The sequence below is a fragment of the Hyperthermus butylicus DSM 5456 genome, assembly GCF_000015145.1.
GTDB lineage: Archaea > Thermoproteota > Thermoprotei_A > Sulfolobales > Pyrodictiaceae > Hyperthermus > Hyperthermus butylicus.
Genome location: NC_008818.1, coordinates 1,147,035 through 1,160,823, shown reverse-complemented (window position 1 = coordinate 1,160,823; position 13,789 = coordinate 1,147,035). Strand labels below are relative to the sequence as shown.

At 51.2% G+C, this 13,789-nt stretch carries 17 protein-coding genes; 8 read left to right on the top strand and 9 right to left on the bottom strand.

Annotated features, from left to right (window positions below):
- Positions 1–111 precede the first annotated feature (111 nt).
- From HBUT_RS05995 to HBUT_RS05965, 7 genes are all read right to left on the bottom strand, one after another.
- The gene (locus HBUT_RS05995; protein ID WP_011822305.1) at positions 112–648 is read right to left on the bottom strand and encodes a Mut7-C RNAse domain-containing protein; all 537 of its coding nucleotides are present in this window, start codon (positions 646–648) and stop codon (positions 112–114) included.
- 162 nt (positions 649–810) lie between these two features.
- The gene (locus HBUT_RS05990) at positions 811–1,623 is read right to left on the bottom strand and encodes a CBS domain-containing protein (protein ID WP_011822304.1); all 813 of its coding nucleotides are present in this window, start codon (positions 1,621–1,623) and stop codon (positions 811–813) included.
- Between the two features lie 45 nt (positions 1,624–1,668).
- Positions 1,669–2,520 (bottom strand): CBS domain-containing protein, encoded by an 852-nt coding sequence (locus HBUT_RS05985; protein ID WP_011822303.1) that lies wholly within the window; start codon positions 2,518–2,520, stop codon positions 1,669–1,671.
- A 73-nt stretch (positions 2,521–2,593) separates the two neighbouring features.
- The gene (locus tag HBUT_RS05980) at positions 2,594–3,541 is read right to left on the bottom strand and encodes a CBS domain-containing protein (protein ID WP_048061830.1); all 948 of its coding nucleotides are present in this window, start codon (positions 3,539–3,541) and stop codon (positions 2,594–2,596) included.
- Between the two features lie 65 nt (positions 3,542–3,606).
- Positions 3,607–4,401: a CBS domain-containing protein gene (locus HBUT_RS05975; RefSeq protein WP_228546800.1), complete on the bottom strand. Its 795-nt coding sequence runs from the start codon at positions 4,399–4,401 to the stop codon at positions 3,607–3,609.
- A gap of 63 nt (positions 4,402–4,464) precedes the next feature.
- Positions 4,465–4,926: a CBS domain-containing protein gene (locus HBUT_RS05970; protein WP_011822300.1), complete on the bottom strand. Its 462-nt coding sequence runs from the start codon at positions 4,924–4,926 to the stop codon at positions 4,465–4,467.
- 73 nt (positions 4,927–4,999) lie between these two features.
- The gene (locus HBUT_RS05965; protein WP_048061507.1) at positions 5,000–5,677 is read right to left on the bottom strand and encodes a tRNA(Phe) 7-((3-amino-3-carboxypropyl)-4-demethylwyosine(37)-N(4))-methyltransferase; all 678 of its coding nucleotides are present in this window, start codon (positions 5,675–5,677) and stop codon (positions 5,000–5,002) included.
- Between the two features lie 95 nt (positions 5,678–5,772).
- Between HBUT_RS05965 and HBUT_RS05960 the strand changes: the two genes are divergently transcribed.
- The 3 genes from HBUT_RS05960 (at position 5,773) to HBUT_RS05950 (ending at position 8,152) form a co-directional block, all read left to right on the top strand.
- Positions 5,773–6,930 (top strand): PhoH family protein, encoded by a 1,158-nt coding sequence (locus HBUT_RS05960; protein WP_011822298.1) that lies wholly within the window; start codon positions 5,773–5,775, stop codon positions 6,928–6,930.
- Positions 6,931–7,003: 73 nt separating this feature from the next.
- Positions 7,004–7,432, top strand: a complete 429-nt coding sequence (locus tag HBUT_RS05955) for a putative metallopeptidase (RefSeq protein ID WP_011822297.1) — start codon at positions 7,004–7,006, stop codon at positions 7,430–7,432.
- A gap of 3 nt (positions 7,433–7,435) precedes the next feature.
- A complete protein-coding gene (locus HBUT_RS05950) occupies positions 7,436–8,152 on the top strand; it encodes a hypothetical protein (protein WP_011822296.1) in 717 nt (238 codons plus the stop codon).
- Here the strand turns inward: HBUT_RS05950 and HBUT_RS05945 are convergent.
- Positions 8,124–9,341: a proteasome-activating nucleotidase gene (locus HBUT_RS05945; RefSeq protein WP_011822295.1), complete on the bottom strand. Its 1,218-nt coding sequence runs from the start codon at positions 9,339–9,341 to the stop codon at positions 8,124–8,126. The genes HBUT_RS05950 and HBUT_RS05945 overlap by 29 nt on opposite strands.
- Positions 9,342–9,431: 90 nt before the next feature.
- Between HBUT_RS05945 and HBUT_RS05940 the strand changes: the two genes are divergently transcribed.
- The 5 genes from HBUT_RS05940 to HBUT_RS05920 are packed head-to-tail and all read left to right on the top strand — an operon-like array spanning position 9,432 to position 13,209.
- Positions 9,432–10,034 carry a multiprotein bridging factor aMBF1 gene (locus HBUT_RS05940; protein WP_011822294.1) on the top strand — a complete coding sequence of 201 codons (603 nt, stop codon included), beginning with the start codon at positions 9,432–9,434 and terminating at the stop codon, positions 10,032–10,034.
- Positions 10,035–10,081: 47 nt separating this feature from the next.
- Positions 10,082–11,209 carry a GTPase HflX gene (hflX, locus tag HBUT_RS05935; RefSeq protein ID WP_011822293.1) on the top strand — a complete coding sequence of 376 codons (1,128 nt, stop codon included), beginning with the start codon at positions 10,082–10,084 and terminating at the stop codon, positions 11,207–11,209.
- The gene (locus HBUT_RS05930) at positions 11,161–11,724 is read left to right on the top strand and encodes a tRNA (cytidine(56)-2'-O)-methyltransferase (protein ID WP_011822292.1); all 564 of its coding nucleotides are present in this window, start codon (positions 11,161–11,163) and stop codon (positions 11,722–11,724) included. Before hflX ends, HBUT_RS05930 begins: the two co-directional genes overlap by 49 nt.
- 26 nt (positions 11,725–11,750) lie before the next feature.
- Complete coding sequence (locus HBUT_RS05925; RefSeq protein ID WP_011822291.1) at positions 11,751–12,272, top strand: GntR family transcriptional regulator; 522 nt, start codon at positions 11,751–11,753, stop codon at positions 12,270–12,272.
- Positions 12,244–13,209, top strand: coding sequence for a DNA cytosine methyltransferase (locus HBUT_RS05920; protein ID WP_048061506.1), 966 nt, complete (start codon positions 12,244–12,246; stop codon positions 13,207–13,209). Before HBUT_RS05925 ends, HBUT_RS05920 begins: the two co-directional genes overlap by 29 nt.
- On the opposite strand, the gene HBUT_RS05915 is transcribed toward HBUT_RS05920, so the two are convergent.
- On the bottom strand, positions 13,178–13,540 hold the full coding sequence (locus HBUT_RS05915; protein WP_011822289.1) for a RecB-family nuclease: 363 nt from the start codon (positions 13,538–13,540) through the stop codon (positions 13,178–13,180). The genes HBUT_RS05920 and HBUT_RS05915 overlap by 32 nt on opposite strands.
- Positions 13,541–13,789: the final 249 nt, after the last annotated feature.

Here is a 13,789-nt window from a genome sequence, read left to right as displayed (position 1 = left end):
CAGCAGCATTTAAGCAGTATTGCGCATAACTGTCTGAGGAGCAAGGTGTAAGAGGCTCCCACCCGTATACGTACTGGTTGGCGGGATGCAGACTGCAAACGCGGCTGAGCATTAGCCGTGCTGAGGCCCTCGATCGCTCGACCGCCGCATCATGATTTGGAGCTTCTTCCTAGCCTCTTCAAGAGTCTCCCTAATTCCTCGCCAGTGGCCGCCACGCCAGTATACCTGGCTACAGCCAGTACATACCCAGAACTCGTCATAGGCTTCGTAAACTCTTGGTGGAACCCTCCCTCTAACCTCCTCCTTAGAAGCAGGCCGGAGCGGGGCGTTGCAGAGCGGGCACCTACTCTGGTTAGGGTCAATACTCAGCTCTACACCGAACTTGAGGCTGAGTAGAGCCAGAGAATATGCTAGGTCCTCGCTGACCAGTACAGCCGTAAGACCTCGGCGTAAAGCGCGGCGATAGAGCCCTCTATCCCTGGTAACGACTATTCTCCCTGTTGTCGCTGCCTCCTCCAGTATGCGGGAGTCATGCCACCCCTTAGCGTAGACTGTATCGTAGCCTATCATTCTCAGCCAGCGCGCTAAGCTGCCTAGCATAGAGTCTACTATAAATCTAGGCCTTTTAAGTCTAGTTACCTGCCTCATTAAGTCCTCACCGCTAGCCACGAACGGAGTCGAGTGGTGCCCAGAGGAGAAGACGCGACACGGTCACGCCCTATATCTCGCTATGTGTCAGGTTGAATGGATAGCGGTAAAAATGAGGCATGATGCGTGGCTGCAATCGTATGTAGTTCCGCGGCGTACCTGCTAGCGGGCAGCTCTCATAGCTACTAGCTTAACCAGCTCGTTTAGCGTCACTATGCCTACAAGTCTACCCTCATGTACTACCGCTGCACCCTTGGATCTCTTCTCGCTCATCCGCTCAAACGCCTCAACAACGCTCGCATCGGGGCTTACGACTGGCGGACGCAGCCTCATAATGTCGTCTACTAAGAGGTGCTCAATACGCTCCTTACGGTACTTCTCAGGTACAATGTCGTGGAATGCTAGGAATGCGTCAGCGACCTCGTCCACTGTCACGTAGCCTACTAGCCGGCCCTCCTCATCGAGAACTGGTACGAAGAGGAGGTTGTAGCGTAATAGCACCTGCCTAGCATGTAGAACCTTGTTTGTTATCCTCAACACCTCAGGCACAGTTATCATTACATCTACAACCTTGACGTCGGGCAGCGAGGCTACAATCTTAGCTATCTCCCATCGCGTTACAAGGCCTACAGTCTCGTCATCCTCTACAACTGGCAGGCTACCAATGTTGTCCCCGACCATTACCTGGGCGGCTTCAACAGCAGATGCGTCGGGCCCTATAGTCTTAGGGTCTGGCGTCATAAAGCTTGAGACATGTAGCCTACCCGGCGTAACACTGCGTGTTCTAAGTGTAGCTAGCTTAACCATGATATCCTTCTTTGTCATGATACCTGCTAGGCGGCCCTCGCTAAACACTACGACACGGTCGCTGTCATAGCGCTCCATAATCCTTACGGCTTGTACAAGAGTCTCATTCTTCTCGACTGCCGGATAGTCGGTTAGCATTATATCGCGTACCTTAGCCGTAACAGTCATGTCTGTATCACCCCAGCTGCTGGGCTCCCTAGTAGTCTAGACTGCCTAGACTCCAGCTATCGCCTTGAGGATATTATGCTTGACCACTATCCCAACGGGAGTCTCGTCTTCTACCACTGGTACCGAGCTAAATCCGTGTCTCAACATTAGCTGTGCAGCAAGAGCTAGATCTTCGTCGGGCCCTATGGTTACGGGGCTTGGAGTCATAACATCCTGCGCGGTGAGCATCACATAGCTATACACGGGGCCCATACGCCCCTTCGGCAGCTCAGCAAAACGGCGTATAGGCTTAATCCTAGTCTTAGCCAGCATCGGCAGCTCGCTGAGAAATGCGATGTCGCTCGGTGCTATTATTCCGAGGAGTCTTTCGCCCTCAACTACGAGTACACGCTTTACAGGGCTATTGTAGAGGAGGTCGGCTACGTAGTAGATGCTATGCCATGGTGTGGCATCTGGAAAATCCGCCTCCATGTAGTCGCGCACCTTAAACTTGCCGCGGAGCTTCTCGGCAAACGCCCGGACGATATCGCTCTTAGTTATTATGCCTACAAGCTTGCCATCCTCGTCTACGACCGGTAGACCGCTAACACCATGTTTTATCATTAGTCTAGCTGCCTCTCTTAGTGAACGATTATCACGTATCGTTACGGGATCCCTAGTCATGATATCTGCTACAGCAATGTTTACGAGGGGTTTGCTTGAAAACCTTTCTGCGACAAGCCTGACAAAGTCGCTCATTGTGACTATGCCAACTGGCTTCTCGGCCTCATCAATAACTACAACTCTACCTATACGGTAGCGAAGCATAAGCCTACGTACATGGGCTAGATCGCTGTGGGGTGTTACAACAACAACTGGCGTAGACATGTAGTCCGATACACGGAAAGGCTCGGACATAACACATCGCCTATCTAGCTGGAGGGTATGATTTGTACGGGATGTGGATACGGAGAGAAAATACGAGCTTGGGTTAACTTGGTGCTATTGCAAGCGCGTAGAGTATGTCTCTCTCAGTTATTATTCCCGTCAGCTTCCCCTCCTCGACGACTAATAGGCTGCTAACACCCTTATCAATCATTAGCTTCGCTGCTTCACCCACGTCTGCGTCTGGGCTAATGGTTACGTAGTCATTTACGCCTACAATCTTAACGGGCGTAGCTAGGGCCTCTTCAACATTTCCTGTTTCAACAAAGGTGAATACCTCGTGGCTGCCAAAGAACCTAACTATGTCCTTTGCCGTTATCATGCCCCAGACACTGTTGTCTGCAACTATTGGCAGTCTACGCACACCATACTTAATCATTGTCTCCATGGCCTCTTTAAGGGTTGCATCAACGCTTATTGTTATCACATTAGTCGTCATTACTTCTGAGACCCTCCTACCAACAGTCTTCTCTGCCAGGTATCCTACGATGTCGTGCTCTGTTATGATGCCCCATATCGTCCCGTCGTGGTATAGGACTGGGAGTACCCCAACGTTCCGCGTAACCATTACCTCAAGTATCTTTGTAAGCTTATCATCTACGGTGACGTAGACTGGATTAGGGTTCATTATTGATGACACGTACTCCTTTAGTAGCGCTGCATATATGTTCCTACCATGCCTCTTAACCACTATGTCGTAGAGTTCGCCGCCGCCAAGATAGCTCACAGCATCCATAACGGTAACCATTCCCTCAAGTGTCTCCTTGTTAGGCACTATAACCGGCATAGCCCTCACATTATACCGTGTCATATCCTCTAAGAGCCGCAGGATAGTAGAGGTGCGCGTTGTAGTGTAGACGGGGCGTTTTGCCAGTAGCTTTGCCTCGCCCTCGTGCCGGTGTATCCTATCGCTAAAGTTCGGCTTCCCATCACTTCTAAGCCACCTAATACCTTCGGGCCTTCTTCTGGGAGGTACTACTGTACTCCTTCTCATAGCTGGGCCTCCCTCTTCAGCTGCCACTCCTAACCCAAAGAAGGTATACGTAACGAGATATTTAGCTACCTTGCTGTGAGCCAGGCGCGTACAATATCGCTTCTATCAACTACGCCAAGTAGACTCTCATCATCGTCCACGACATAGACTCTGCCAATATACCTCTCAACTATTAGCCGCGCAGCGCTCAGCAGCGGAACGGTAGGCAGCACTGTTACTGGCGGAGTAGACATCAGCTCGCGGACTAGTGGGCCCCGCCGGATACCGCTAGGAGACTCGAAGTCGGGTCGTGCGAATCCGCGAACTATGAGATCATGCTCTGCAATTACGCCTATCAGCTTGCCCTCCGAGACTACGGGTAATGCTGCAAACCTCTTAGACATCATTACCTGCCACACCTTGTACACAGGCGTAGTTGGTTCTACATAGACCACGTTCCTCTCCATGAACTCCTCCACGGGCTTCATAAGCTTCTCAGGCTCGTGATTTACAACATAACCGATAATATTCTCGAGACCAACGAGTCCTAGTAGTTTACCGGCATCATCCACTACGGGCGCATACCACTCATCGGTTTCAATGAGCCTATCTGCTAATTCCCTAGCGTCATCTGAGGGCCTGGCTACTATCTTTGGCTCGTCCATAATGTCTCTTGCAGTGAACTCAGTACGTGTCGATGATATGTAGAGGAGATTACCTCTACGTACAACACCTATGAGTTTTAACGTCTTCTCATCAGCTACTACTGGTATAACTCTTACGTAGTACTCGCGGATAATACGGCGCAACTCCCCAATACTCGTATCGGGAAGCGCATAGGAAGTCCTTGCAGAGAATACATCCGATACTAGGAGGGCCAGGTTTCACACCGTATAACTATATTAGATTTCTGAATGGGTGTAAAATAGGCTGTGTCGCTATGTTCAGATTGTTTCTTCCATGCTCTCTCTGTGGCGGAGGTATAGGACTTCAATGAGGCTTGGTGCTAGCCTCACTATGTCAGTCTTCGTTATTATACCCACGAGTCTACCTTGCTCATTAACTACTGGTAGGTGACCAATACCCTTTCTCTTCATATACTCTGCTGCAGCTGCTAGCGTTGCATCGCTGTATATCGTGACGGGATTGGTCGTCATAACGTCCCTAACGAGAGTCCTGGATGGGTCGAGACCCCTAGCTACAACTCTCCTAACGATGTCGCCCTCAGTTAGTATGCCCAGAATCGTGCCCTTATCATCGACGACGACTACGCTACCAATACTGTACTTGGCCATTTTTCTTGCCGCATCCACAACAGTGTCATCAGGCTTACAAGTTATAACGTTGGGGGTCATGACATCCGATATCTTTAGCTCCTCGGGAGCTATCTCAACCTCACTACTCAAGGATAATCCAGCCCCGCTGCTACACTGGCCGAGTTGGAAGGCCATGTAGTGCTGGATTATAGGTTTTGTAGTACTAGAGCCACCCTCTCCTCCTAGCCTCCTCTACTGCGGGCTCCCAGAGCCTGGCTGGCCTTCTATACCTTAACGCTTGTAGTAACCTCTCATTCCTCTTCTTGGCTTGCAGGAGCACCTCATTGGCAACGTTTACAGCGTGTTGTAGTTTCTCATCTTCCCCAACGATGACCGTGTCACCGTCTGCTAGCAGTATATCAGCCCGAATTCCCGTTCTAAGCTCTACTAATGGATGCTCAGAGGGTACAAGTATCCCGCTATGCTTAAAGCCTGCCTCACGTGCAGCCTCGAGGAGTATACGTGCCTCCTCAAGACTGTAGGTGTAGACATGGTATATGGGGCCTTGCACGCTTAACCAGAGCCTAGTACTCCACGGTCTCCCGAGAACAGCCCTAATCTCTTCCACAGTTACTGGTTCATGTTTCTTAAACACCGTCATGGTCTCCTCTTTAGCCCACGGGTATTTTGCGTCGATAACGGTTATTCTTCCCGAGCAGCTACTCTTGCTGTACGAGCCGGGCCTGAGAAAGAACTCTACAAGCACGTCGAGTATGTCGGTGTCAAGGTAGCCTATTTCGAGGTCCTCCCATAGCCTCCTCCAGGCCTCAAGCTTCTCCCTCTCCCAGACTGGATCCACGATGCGTCCCCAGGCACCGGTGGAGGCTGGGTTGGGACCCATATACCCGATATCCTTAAGCTTGATAAGCTTCCAGTAGCGTGGCCCCCAGTGTATCTTGGAGGTTATAGGATAGGAGCTATCGGGGTGTAACGGATATGGGTGCGCTGCTTGAAAAGCTAAAGCCTATGAGCCCTGGCCAGGAGGAGATGCTCAAGGCCCTAACCAGTGATGAGTACGAAATAGTGGGGCTCTTTGGCCCGACCGGTAGCGGTAAGAGCCTCTTCAGCGTACTATATGGGATCGATGCTGTCCTTGAGGGTAAGTACCGAAGGCTAATCATATCAAGGCCGGTCGTTGATGTAGTGACGGGTAAGGAGCTAACAGCGCAGGAGCTAGGGCCACAGTACTATGAGATAGCATCGGCGTACCTACGCGACATACTGGCAGGCTTCATAGAGTGGGGCGAGGTCGAGAAACTAATAAGAGATGGTAAGATAATTTTTGCTGATACCCACTACCTACGCGGCAGGACATTTGACGACTCGATAATCTTCCTCGACGACTCCCAGAACATACCGCCAGAAAGCAGCGTAGAGATACTAATGAGGATTGGTCGCAACAGCAAGTTCATCATTGCTGGCGATCCAGTGTTCCAGAAACCTCATGGTGTTGAGAGAGATGGTGCCACTGTGATGAGGGAGGTTCTGCTCGGCGAGGAAAACGCTAAGGTCGTAGATCTAGGCTTGAAGGACATTGTTAGACCCGGCGCTAGGAGGGGTATAAGACTCCTCATAGAGATGAGGATGAGGAACCGCCCACTAAACGAGGTTGAAAAGAAGGTTATTGAAGCTGCTAGAATCTACGCTCCTGACTCCGATGTTATAACGGTTGTAGAGTTCATTGATGCCAAGAAGCAGTTTGAGATAACAGCAGAGCACGTACCCGACGCCCTCGTAATAGTCAAGGAGGGTTATCTGGGCAGGCTAGTGGGCCGCGGAGGCGAGCGGATACAGAAGATAGAGCAGGACACAGAGCTAAGGCTGAGGGCTGTAGAGCTAACACTAGACTTCACCAACATCATAAGGGCTGTCCATCCAGTAAGCTGGATATACAAGCACATAGTGGATGTAGACTTCCAGGGTCCATACCTAGCAGTAAAGGTTAGGAGCGATGAGTTTGGCGCATTTGTCGGTCAGCGCGGCTTCCACGTAAAATTCATAGACGCTGTGTTCAGAAAGCTGCTAGGCGTCGGTGTGAGAGCGTACGAGGTCACAGAGGAAGAGGAGGCAGGTCGTAGGAGGAGGAGACGCTAGCCTCTACATCTCCATCAAAAGCCTTTCAAGAGGTTATTTTTAGCAGCTTCGGCCCCTCGGGGCGGGTCGACGGTTGCCACAACTCCAATTCCATCGTGACCGCAGGCTCGAGCAGCTTGTGAGGCGGCTCATAGAAGCTCTAGGCCTAGACTACATAGACCCAGAGCGAGTCTACATAGTGTTTAGCCGTGGCTCGAGATCCCTGGCTCACGCACGCATCTGGGGGCTACCATCACCGTTTGTCAAGCTTGGCTTATGTGAGCCCATGTATGTCATCGAGATAGTTTCAGAGAACATTCTTAGGCTTAGGAGTTGCGAGGATATAGTTGGAGTTTTGGTGCATGAACTTCTCCACATACCGAGAACGTTTAGTGGTGGACTGAGAAGTCATGGTGACTGGGCTCGACGAAGCAATATTAGGAGGCTTGTAGCGAGGCTCCCAAGGCAGCTGGTAGAGGAGCTGTGTAGTATCGTTGTGCGTGGAGCTAGTAGGGGAGAATAGTCCATGGCGAAGATATATGTGTTAAAGGAGCCCAGAAAGGATAGAGCCTGGAACATCTACATGCTCCGGGAGGCTGCCAGGCTGAAGAAGTGGTTTGACGGCATCTACTACAGTTCAAAGCTCAAGAGACTACTAGCAGTATTCCGGCCTACACCTGGGACCCATGTAAACCTCCTAGTCTTCGAGGAAATGGGTGAGAGCGTTCTACGCGACACATATCGGATGGAGTGTCCGAGAGGATGCAACCGGTGCTGCGTATTCCGTAGTGGCGCCTTCATGATAGAGAATGAGGTTAGGCAGCTACCACCCGAGCTTCGTGAGAGAGTGTTGAGGCAGCCGAGCGAGATTATTCGCACGCCTGGAGGCCCCGTGAGAATATATAGACTTGACACGGAGGCAATGGGCCGCTGCATATTCTTCGATGTCGAGAGGGGAGAGTGTATAATTGAGAGGTATGGTAAGCATTTGAAGCCAATAGTGTGTCTCCTAACCTATTGCACAGTATTCGCTACGAGGAACGGCAAGCTATACCTCAAAACAGGCTATCGGAGCCTACCTGATGGCCGTGTGGAGATGTTCTACCGGGAGGTTAGTGATAAGGAGTGGAACCGTATGATTGCACGTATGGGCGAGGTTTGGAGGCGCTACCGTAGAGTCTACCTATCTAAAATCCGTGAGGAGGAGGAAACTGCTAGATATGCATCACAGCAGCCTCGCTAGACGTTGTGGCACGCGTTGGAGCCTCGTCAAGATATTCTGGCATCGTGGCGTACGGTCTGCGGCGCTTCTTCATAACCTTCTCAACAGCTGCTAGGAAGTCTTCCATCATTACTACCCTCCTGCCGGCACGTAGAGCGTTGTAGCCAGCCTCCATCACTATAGCCCTTATATCGGCGCCGGTAGCACCTTCAGTGATCTTTGCGAGGTAGGCAAGGTCTACGTCCTCGCCGAGCTTCATGCGGCGGGTATGTATTCTGAATATCTCGAGCCGCCCCTTCTCATCAGGTGGCGGCACGTAGATTAACCTGTCAAACCTGCCCGGCCTTAGCAGTGCCGGGTCAAGTATGTCGATACGGTTGGTGGCTGCGATGACCTTTACGTCGCCTAGGGGGTCGAAACCGTCTAGCTCTGCTAGGAGTTGCATTAGCGTTCTCTGTATCTCCCTCTCACCACTCGTCCCTAGATCAATCCTCTTGGCTGCAATGGCGTCTATTTCGTCTATGAATATTATTGATGGCGCCTTGCGCCTCGCAAGCTTGAAGACCTCCCTTACAATCCTTGCGCCCTCACCGACGTACTTGTGGACAAACTCTGATGCTACAACACGTATGAAGGTTGCATTGGTCATGCTTGCAACAGCCTTAGCGAGTAGTGTTTTGCCACATCCGGGAGGCCCGTAGAGCAGTACGCCCTTTGGAGGCTCTATGCCTAGTTCACGGAATAGCTCAGGCTTCTTTAGCGGTAGAATTATAGCCTCGTATAGCTCCCTCTTTTGCTCCTCTAGCCCACCAATATCGTCGAACGTGACCTTGGGTCTGTCAACAACCTCCATAGCCTTTACGTAGGGGTCCTCGCGCTCCGGTAGAACCTCAACTATTGTAGATCCACGCTGGTTTAACGCTACATAGGCTCCAGGCACTAGTTTTGACACGTCAACATTTGATGAGACGTTTACCACTAGGTTTGGTCCAGTACTACTCTTCACCACGACCCTGCCATCGGGGAGCACACTGAGTACAACAGCCTCGATGAGCGGTGGGCTTAGCAGCTTGTCAACCTCTATGCGGTAGCGGCGTAGCTCACGGCGCAGCTCTGAGCGTTCAGCTTCTAACTCGCGAACCCTGCGCTCAAGCTGTTGAATATACTTCCGGAGGTAAGCCTCATGGTCATTGGCGTCGCTGTACTGCATACTCTAGCGCCACCATGCACCTATATTAGAGATAGGATGAAGCCTAAATAATGGTTTGCGGCTCGTAACTACACTGGTGATACTAGCCCCTTGACAGCACAGAGGAGGACTACACCACTCTACTGTGAGATGTGCGGCGCCCCGATAACGGGTAGGGCTTACCGTATAGTCGTTGAAGGCACTGAAATGATGGTATGTGAACGTTGCTACAGCCGCTACATGGAGCGCTCAATGCGTACGGGGACAGATGAGCCTCTACGCTATCGCCTCACTACAACCCGACGAACAACACAGCCAGCCCCTAGAGAGCCGGCGGCATCAGCAGTGCCGGCTCTGCGGAGGCAACAAGCGAGGAGGCCAGCGGCTCTCAGGAAGAGAGAGACAAGCCTAGGTGTTGTTGAACGCTACGAAGTGGTTGAGGACTATGCTGAGAGAATTAGGAGGGCTAGGCAGCGCCTCGGCCTAACCCAGCGCGAGCTAGCCCAGAAGGTGAGGGTCGGCGAGAACGTTATCAAGAGGATTGAAGCTGGCACACTAGTACCGCCAATAGATCTTGCTAGGAGGCTAGAGAGGGTTCTCGGCGTAAAACTGTTGGAACCAGTGGTCGAGGAAGAGCTGGAGGCAAGCCCCCGCTCTAGGAGGGACGAGTTCTACCTAACGTTAGGCGATATAGCCGAAATAAGGGAGGACTAGGCTCCAAGATGTTGTGGAGGTTAGCTTGCCAGGGTGGGTATTGAGGCATGGCTAAGGTTGCTGTTTGGAAACCATCAATACTAGTGCTGCCCCGTGGTCTCGCACGATGGGAGGTTAGGGAAGCCTATGTGCTAGCTGAAACTGCAGGCTACCGCGTCGTAGATGTCCTCTACTACCGCCGTGTTTCCAGCTCCAAATTGCTAAGCGATGCAAAGCTTGAGGAGTTGGCTGAGAAAGCCAAGAGTCTCGTGGGCAACGAGTATGCAAGGATAATAGTCTACGACAACCTCAAACCAAGAGAGTATTTTAGGATAGTAAAGGCAACCGGTGTAAACACAATAGATAGGACAATGCTCATTCTCGAAATATTCTCGCTCCACGCTGGTAGCCGCGAAGCAAAGCTCCAAATAGAGCTTGCAAGGCTTAGGCATGAACTGCCTCTGGTCCGTGAAGCAATCAGACTCTCCAAGCTGAAAGAACTCCCTGGATTTCTAGGCCCTGGCGGCTACGCTATTGATGCATACTACCGCTACATGGTTTCCCGCATAGCAAAAATCAAGCGTGAACTGCGAGAACTACGTCGTCGCCACGAGATTGAGAGGAGTAAGAGGAGGAGCGCAGGCCTACCACACATAGCCATAGTGGGCTACGCGAGTGCCGGTAAGACCTCGCTTTTCAACGCCATAACCGGCTTACAGAAACCCGTCGGCCCCGAGTACTTTACAACAATAACACCTAAGAGGAGGGCAATAAGCTTCAATGGACTGCGAACAGTCTTCATAGATACTGTAGGCTTCATAATGCGTATCCCACCGGAGATAATAGAAGCGTTTCACTCAACACTAGAGGAAGCTGCTACAGCCGATGTGATACTATATGTTGTGGATGTTTCAGAGCCGGACACAGTTATTGCCGAGAAGCTTGACGAGGGGCTTCAGACGCTGAGGAGAATAGGTGTAATAGATAAACCCCTAATCATAGCAGCTAACAAGATAGATCTCGTTCCCCAAGAGGACATCGAGAGGCTCACAAGGCTACTAGAGGGTGCGGCATCAACCCTATACCCCGCCCTGGAAGCTGTGATACCGGTATCCGCAAAGACGGGTGCTGGGGTGGCTAAGCTGCTATGTCGTATAGCCACCCTGCTAGCAGGTACGAAAGGGTCTACGTGTTGAGGATAGGTCACAGACCCGAACGAGATAAGAGGATTACTACACATGTAGGGCTTGTAGCTAGAGCTTTTGGCGCTAATGGATTCATTTTAGGTGATACATGTGACGAGAAGGTAATGGAATCGCTGAAAGATGTAATCGACCGCTGGGGCGGCAGCATGGAGTTAGCTTGTGGTGTCAACAGTAGACGCTATGTGCTAGAATGGAAGCGGGCTGGAGGCGAAGTCATACACCTAACCATGTATGGACTCCACGTAGACGACGTTATAGAGGAGATTAAACGTAGCAGTAAACCTAAACTCATAATCGTCGGAGCCGAAAAGGTGCCTCCATTCTTCTACGAGTATGCCGACTACAATGTTGCGATTGGACATCAGCCTCACAGCGAAGTTGCAGCTCTAGCAATATTTCTCCACAAGCTTTATGAGGGTAAGGAACTCTACATAGACTTTCCTAGAGCAAAACTACGCATAGTTCCGTCTGCCAGGGGCAAAAAGGTAGTAAGCCGAGAAGCCTGATATTTAACCATAAGGGGGGCCTAGGAATGAGTAGCGAGATTGAGAAGCTCTTCACATTTGTCGAAAAGCTTGTAGACAGTGATGCAAGAAAGGTTTTTGAAGCCCTTTACGAGGCTGGGGAAGAACTATCAGAGGCTGATATAGCTACTAAGACAGGGTTAAAGCTAAATGTTGTAAGGAGAGCACTTAATAGCATGGCTGAAAAGGGCCTTGTGGTCTATCGTAGGCAGAAACATCCGCAGAAAAACAAGCTCGTATTCTACTGGAGAATAAACTATGAGGGATTGCCATCGATAATAGAGTCTAGGAAGCGCGCAGCTCATGAGAAGCTCCGAACCCTACTAGAGAAAGAGGAGTCCGTTCATTACTATGTGTGCCCACGTGATGGGACAAGGTATACGTTTGAAGAGGCGCTCGACCACGAGTTCATATGTCCGCGTTGCGGCTCAATGCTTGTTCTTGATGAGGAGCGTGAACTAAGAATACAGATTCTCAAGCAGTACATAAAGATGTTGGAGGATGAGCTTGGTGGAGCTAAGGCTAGTTGACCTATTTTCTGGTGCTGGAGGCTTTGCAGAGGGGTTTAGGAGGGCTGGCTTCCGTATACTACTTGGTGTAGACAACAATCCGGCCGCCATAAGGAGCTTCAAGGCCAACTTCCCCGAGGCTGTAGCCCTGGCCATGGACATCCAGGAAGTTACGGGTAAGCTCATTGAGAGTCTCGTAGGGCCCGTGGATGTGGTCATAGGTAGCCCTCCCTGTGAGCCCTATACCGGTGCCAACCCAAGGCGCATGAAGGATCCTATAGACAGGCTCTACCGGGATCCTGCGGGTCAGCTTGTACTCCACTTTGCCCGGATAGTCGGGGAGCTTAAGCCGAAGGTATTCGTTATGGAGAACGTGCCGGCAATTATGGACGTAAAGGATGAGCTTGAAAAGATATTCCGTGAGGCTGGCTACAACCGAATATACTTTAACCTGCTCAAAGCGGAAGACTATGGCACACCGAGTCATCGTCTAAGAGTATTCATATCAAACATACGCATCAAGCCGAGACCCCACCGTAGGAGGATAACAGTTGCAGAAGCCCTAAGGGGGCTCCCCGAGCCTGGAGCTGAAATAGTGCTAAACCATGAGCCTCCAAGTATGAGTCCTAGGAAGGTTAAGCGTATCGCAAGGCTCCGCTGGGGGCAAGCTCTCATATACTACGAGGGTGCTGAGGGTAAGCGACTGCCAAACCTCATAAGGCTTGACCCTAGGAGGCATGCTCCAACGGTACTCGGCTCAAGCCGCTTCATACACCCCTATGAGGATCGATTCCTCACCGTCAGAGAACAAGCTAGGCTAATGGGGTTCCCTGATAATCATGTCTTTCTGGGTGGCCGCGACGAGCAATACAACCAGGTTGGGGAGGCTGTACCGGTACCGCTGGCTGAGGCTATAGCATGGGAGGTTAGGCGGTACCTTGAGAAATCCTTGCAATAGGATACAGTATTAATGCTGCTTCGGCGATAGGACCAAGACGGGACCGTGTATTTGCCGGGTAGATGGCATCTCCTAGTCCTGCAACGTCTTTTGAGGGCGCCGGGTCTATGCCACCAAATACAAGCATGATCCTACCCTTCCTCTCTAGCAGTTTTGATGCATACTCCTCGGGCACCACGGGCTCGCCATAGTCGCGTGAGACTACGACAACGTGGTCTGGCTTAAACACCTCTATGGCCTCCTTGACTGTGCCTAGTATTGTAAAGCTTGCTCCAAGCTTTAGCGCTAACCTTGCAACCTCGGGTATGCCGCTTGAAGCGGCAGCTCCCATAGACTTTCGTGGCTATGAGTACACGGAGTCCTAGTCCATAGACTAGTTTTGCGAAGTCAATTAGTCTTTGTGCGCTTGACACATCGTGGATTACGACTATGATGTTGTCCGTCATGCTTTCACCCGCTTAGAGACTTAGCCGCGCGGGAGGTGGTAGGGGCTCAGTACTTAAAGGCGTCCACATCCCCGGGTTTCGGCGAGTACAGCCCTCAGCATAGCCCGAGTTAGTCAACAGTGTGAACCCAAATA

Coding starts and splice junctions, on each gene's coding strand:
- HBUT_RS05995 (WP_011822305.1), bottom strand. CDS start 648: ATGAGGCAGGTAACTAGACTTAAAAGGCCTAGATTTATAGTAGACTCT.
- HBUT_RS05990 (WP_011822304.1), bottom strand. CDS start 1,623: ATGACTGTTACGGCTAAGGTACGCGATATAATGCTAACCGACTATCCG.
- HBUT_RS05985 (WP_011822303.1), bottom strand. CDS start 2,520: ATGTCCGAGCCTTTCCGTGTATCGGACTACATGTCTACGCCAGTTGTT.
- HBUT_RS05980 (WP_048061830.1), bottom strand. CDS start 3,541: ATGAGAAGGAGTACAGTAGTACCTCCCAGAAGAAGGCCCGAAGGTATT.
- HBUT_RS05965 (WP_048061507.1), bottom strand. CDS start 5,677: ATGGGTCCCAACCCAGCCTCCACCGGTGCCTGGGGACGCATCGTGGAT.
- HBUT_RS05960 (WP_011822298.1), top strand. CDS start 5,773: ATGGGTGCGCTGCTTGAAAAGCTAAAGCCTATGAGCCCTGGCCAGGAG.
- HBUT_RS05950 (WP_011822296.1), top strand. CDS start 7,436: ATGGCGAAGATATATGTGTTAAAGGAGCCCAGAAAGGATAGAGCCTGG.
- HBUT_RS05945 (WP_011822295.1), bottom strand. CDS start 9,341: ATGCAGTACAGCGACGCCAATGACCATGAGGCTTACCTCCGGAAGTAT.
- hflX (WP_011822293.1), top strand. CDS start 10,082: ATGGCTAAGGTTGCTGTTTGGAAACCATCAATACTAGTGCTGCCCCGT.
- HBUT_RS05930 (WP_011822292.1), top strand. CDS start 11,161: ATGTCGTATAGCCACCCTGCTAGCAGGTACGAAAGGGTCTACGTGTTG.
- HBUT_RS05925 (WP_011822291.1), top strand. CDS start 11,751: ATGAGTAGCGAGATTGAGAAGCTCTTCACATTTGTCGAAAAGCTTGTA.
- HBUT_RS05920 (WP_048061506.1), top strand. CDS start 12,244: ATGAGCTTGGTGGAGCTAAGGCTAGTTGACCTATTTTCTGGTGCTGGA.
- HBUT_RS05915 (WP_011822289.1), bottom strand. CDS start 13,540: ATGGGAGCTGCCGCTTCAAGCGGCATACCCGAGGTTGCAAGGTTAGCG.